Origin of the sequence: Geodermatophilus sp. DF01-2 (genome assembly GCF_004571065.1) — a bacterium.
Taxonomy (GTDB): Bacteria; Actinomycetota; Actinomycetes; order Mycobacteriales; family Geodermatophilaceae; genus Geodermatophilus.
In genome coordinates this window covers 1-3,336 of record NZ_SPQN01000159.1, presented here as the reverse complement: position 1 = coordinate 3,336, position 3,336 = coordinate 1, and the positions used below count along the sequence as shown (strand labels likewise).

Below are 3,336 nucleotides of genomic sequence, written 5' to 3'. Positions count from 1 at the left end.
AGCGCGAGCAGCTCACCGCGGCGCTGGCCGACGCCGCGGGGGTGCCCGCGGTCGCCTCCGCCGTCGAGCGGTCGGTGCGCCGCAGCGGGGCGGCGGCCACCGGCTGGCCGGTCGTGCGCTGGACCCGGAAGCTGCGCCCCGACCCGCTGGAGCGACTGCACCTGGGCGCCGGGGACGAGGGCATGGCGCAGGACCCGGCGCGCGCGGGCAGGGCGCAGGACCCGGCGCGCGCGGGCAGGGTCGTGGCCCGGACCTCGCTGCCGGCCGCCGGGGCGGTGCAGCAGGCCGGGGTGACCCGTGCGGTGCGCACCGCACGGGAGGCCGCGGGCGACGGGCTGCCGCAGGCCTGGCGGGACGAGCTGCGGCGCACCGTCGAGGTGCCGGAGGAGCGGCTGGCCGACCGGCTGGACCGCGCCGTCGCGTGCACCGACCTCGGCTCGCAGCGCACGCCGCTGTGGCAGCGCGGGGTCGGCGGCCTGCAGTGGCTGCTCATGCTCGTCGCGCTGGTCGGGGCGCTGTGGCTGCTCGCGCTGGTGGCCCTCGGCTTCTTCCAGCTCGACGGGATCGTCCCGCTGCCCCGCGTGGAGGGCCTGCCGCTGCCGACCCTGCTGCTGGTCGGCGGCCTGCTGGCCGGGGCGCTGCTGGCGCTGGTGGCCCGGCCGCTGGTGGGCGTGCGGGCCCGCCGGCGGGCGCGGCGGGCGGGGCAGCGGCTGCACGCGGCGGTCGACGTGGTCGCGCAGGAGGAGGTGCTCGCCCCGATGGCCGAGGTCCGCGAGGACCACGACCGCTTCTGCGCGGCCGTCAGCAGAGCCCGGAGGTAGCGGCGAGGGGACGGCACCGCGGTGAGGTGCTGTCCCCGGTCGCCGCCGACTCTTGCGCTGTTCCACGCGGTCTTGCGCTCGTGCAGGACCGCAAGAGCAGGTGGAACGGCGCAGGAGTCAGGAAGCCCGCAGCACATCGCCCGCAGACGCGGAGGGCTTGGGCCGGTGGGCGGGCTCACCGCTCACGTCAGTCGGGGCGGCGTTCTCCGGCGCGGGGCTCGGGGACCTGTCCGGTCTCCAGCGGTGTGAGCCCGTTGGGGAGCAGCGCCCAGACGTGCTTGCGGCCGGGGCGGCACTCCCAGCCGTAGCCGGTGGAGAGCTGGGCGACCAGGTGCAGCCCCATGCCCCCCAGCGCCGGGTCGCGGTCGAGGGCGGGCACCGGGGGCCGGTCGGGCGCCTCGTCGCTGAGGTCGAGCAGCCAGCCGTCGGTGCCCGCGACGACGAGGGCGCGCACCGCGCCGCCGCCGTGCCGCAGCGCGTTGGACGCCAGCTCCTCGAAGACCAGCAACAGCCCGTCCCGGGCGTCGTCGGTGGACGCCGAGCAGACCGACGGGTGGGCGATCCGCGCCCGCAGGTCGGCCCGGACCCGGGAGACGACGTGCATCGCCTCGAGCTGCCAGTGCCACACGTCGCCGGGGACGGAGGGGACAGGCGCGTGCGGCCATGGCTCGTGGCCCAAGGCATCCTCCTCCGCCGTCGCTGGGCGTTGGGGCCGGGTGGACCTCCGGCCGGCACCCCATCCTGACCGAAAGGCTCCGTTCCCGCACCGGTGGGTCCTGCGGCGAGGTGCCCGGCCCCCGGGTGGACCCCGGCCGCGGCGCCGTGCTGCGGGCCGCGACATGCGTACCGAGCAGCGCCGGCCGGACTGCACCGCACGGGTGCTCGAGGTCGGCGTCCTCGGCCCGCTGTCGCCCTCCTGTCCCACCAGGGCCAGGCCGGCACCGGTCTCAGGCGGCTGCCCGGGCCAGCGCCTCGAGCCGGCTGACCAGGAACCCCACCGCCGCGGTGCTGTCCACCGTCTCGGCGACCTCCACCGCGGTGGGGGACGCCGAGACGGTCCGCCGGTCCACCAGCGTCTGCCCGCGGCCGGCGCCGAGGGTCGTGTCCACGACGACGTCCCGCCGGGCCGTGCCCAGCGTGCCCGGCACGATCGCCTCGGTCAGGGCCAGCGCGTCGTGCAGGACGACGCCGGTGGTGCCGTAGGCGGTGCGGGCGTGGTCGACGTACTGCTGCAGGACGGCCGCGGCGCTCTCCCCGACCGGGCCGGCCGCGGCGAAGCGGGCGATGCCGTCCTCGTCGAGGACCGTGGGCAGGGTGACGTCGAGGCCGACCAGCACGGTCGGCATCCCGGAGCCCAGCACCCGTTGTGCGGCCTCCGGATCGGCCCACACGTTGAACTCCGCGGCGGCCGTGACGTTGCCGCCGCGCGCGGCCGAGCCACCCATGAGCACCAGCCGGCCGATCCGGTCGGCGGCCTCCGGGTAGGTCGCCAGCAGCAGCGCGATGTTGGTCCACGGGCCGATCGCGGCCACGGTCACCGGCCTCTCCGAGGCCAGCAGCAGCTCGGCGATCGCCACCACCGCCGGGCGGGGGTCGAGCTGCGCCGGGGACGCCTCCAGCTGCACCCCGCCCAGGCCGCTGTCGCCGTGCACGTGGCCGGCCCGCTCGGGCTGCCGGTACACCAGCGAGTCGCGGGCGCCGACGGCCACCGGGACGTCGGAGCGCCCGGCCAGGTGCAGCACCCGCAGCGCGTTGTCGGTCGTCTGCGCCAGCTCGACGTTGCCGTGCACCGTGGTGACCAGACGCAGGTCGACCTCCGGGCTGGCCAGCGCCAGCAGGATCGCCAGCGCGTCGTCGATGCCCGGGTCGGTGTCGATCACGAGCGGTGTCGGGTCGGCCACGCGGCCATCCTGCCAGTCGGCCGTGGCCCTCTCCGCGGCCCGGGACGGCGCCCCGTCCCGGGGGGACCCGCCACCCGAACCCCCCGACACGCCGGGCGCGTCGAGCCGTGTCCCGGGGTGACCGACCCCCTGGTCAGCGCCTTCCACGCTCGGGACGACACGGCTTGTCGACAAGTGATCGTCGCCTGGACGGGGTCACCGCCCGCTGCGTGGACCTCCCGCAACGGTTGGGTCACGCGGCCCTCGGAACGTGTCCCGGAAGGGGGTCGCGGGGCGCCGTCGTCCCTACCGTTCTCCTCGTCCGCGGCACCTTCCCCGGCTGCGGCACCACCTACAGGAGGACGTCATGGCGAACGACCGGGCACTCGCCCACCGCCCGTCGCGCGTGGCGGACGACCTGACCCTCAGCGGCCTGCTCGACGTCCTGGACCGGGCGGAGCCGCTGCCGCCGCGCGGCAGGCCCCGCCCGAGGCGCGCGGCCGTGCACCGGTCCGGTGCGGCCCGGCGACCGGTCGCCGTCCGGCCGATCCCCCTCCCGTCGTCGGCCCACTCCCGCCGCAGGAGCCCCCAGAGGTCCAGCGGCCCCACCAGCAGTCGCAGCGCCGGGTCGTGCA

The 3,336-nt window shown here is 77.4% G+C and carries 3 protein-coding genes and 1 pseudogene; 2 read left to right on the top strand and 2 right to left on the bottom strand.

From position 1 onward, the window contains the following. A pseudogene (locus tag E4P41_RS21450) lies at positions 1-821 on the top strand (GTP-binding protein HSR1); the annotation flags it as partial. Between the two features lie 187 nt (positions 822-1,008). On the opposite strand, the gene E4P41_RS21445 reads toward E4P41_RS21450, so the two are convergent. Then, a complete protein-coding gene (locus E4P41_RS21445) occupies positions 1,009-1,500 on the bottom strand; it encodes an ATP-binding protein (protein ID WP_245177555.1) in 492 nt (163 codons plus the stop codon). 268 nt (positions 1,501-1,768) lie between these two features. Then, positions 1,769-2,722 (bottom strand): nucleoside hydrolase, encoded by a 954-nt coding sequence (locus E4P41_RS21440; protein WP_135143217.1) that lies wholly within the window; start codon positions 2,720-2,722, stop codon positions 1,769-1,771. A 346-nt stretch (positions 2,723-3,068) separates the two neighbouring features. On the opposite strand from E4P41_RS21440, the gene E4P41_RS22905 reads away from it, so the two are divergent. Further along, positions 3,069-3,336: hypothetical protein (locus tag E4P41_RS22905; protein WP_209307854.1), on the top strand; the 268-nt coding region annotated here is incomplete at its 3' end.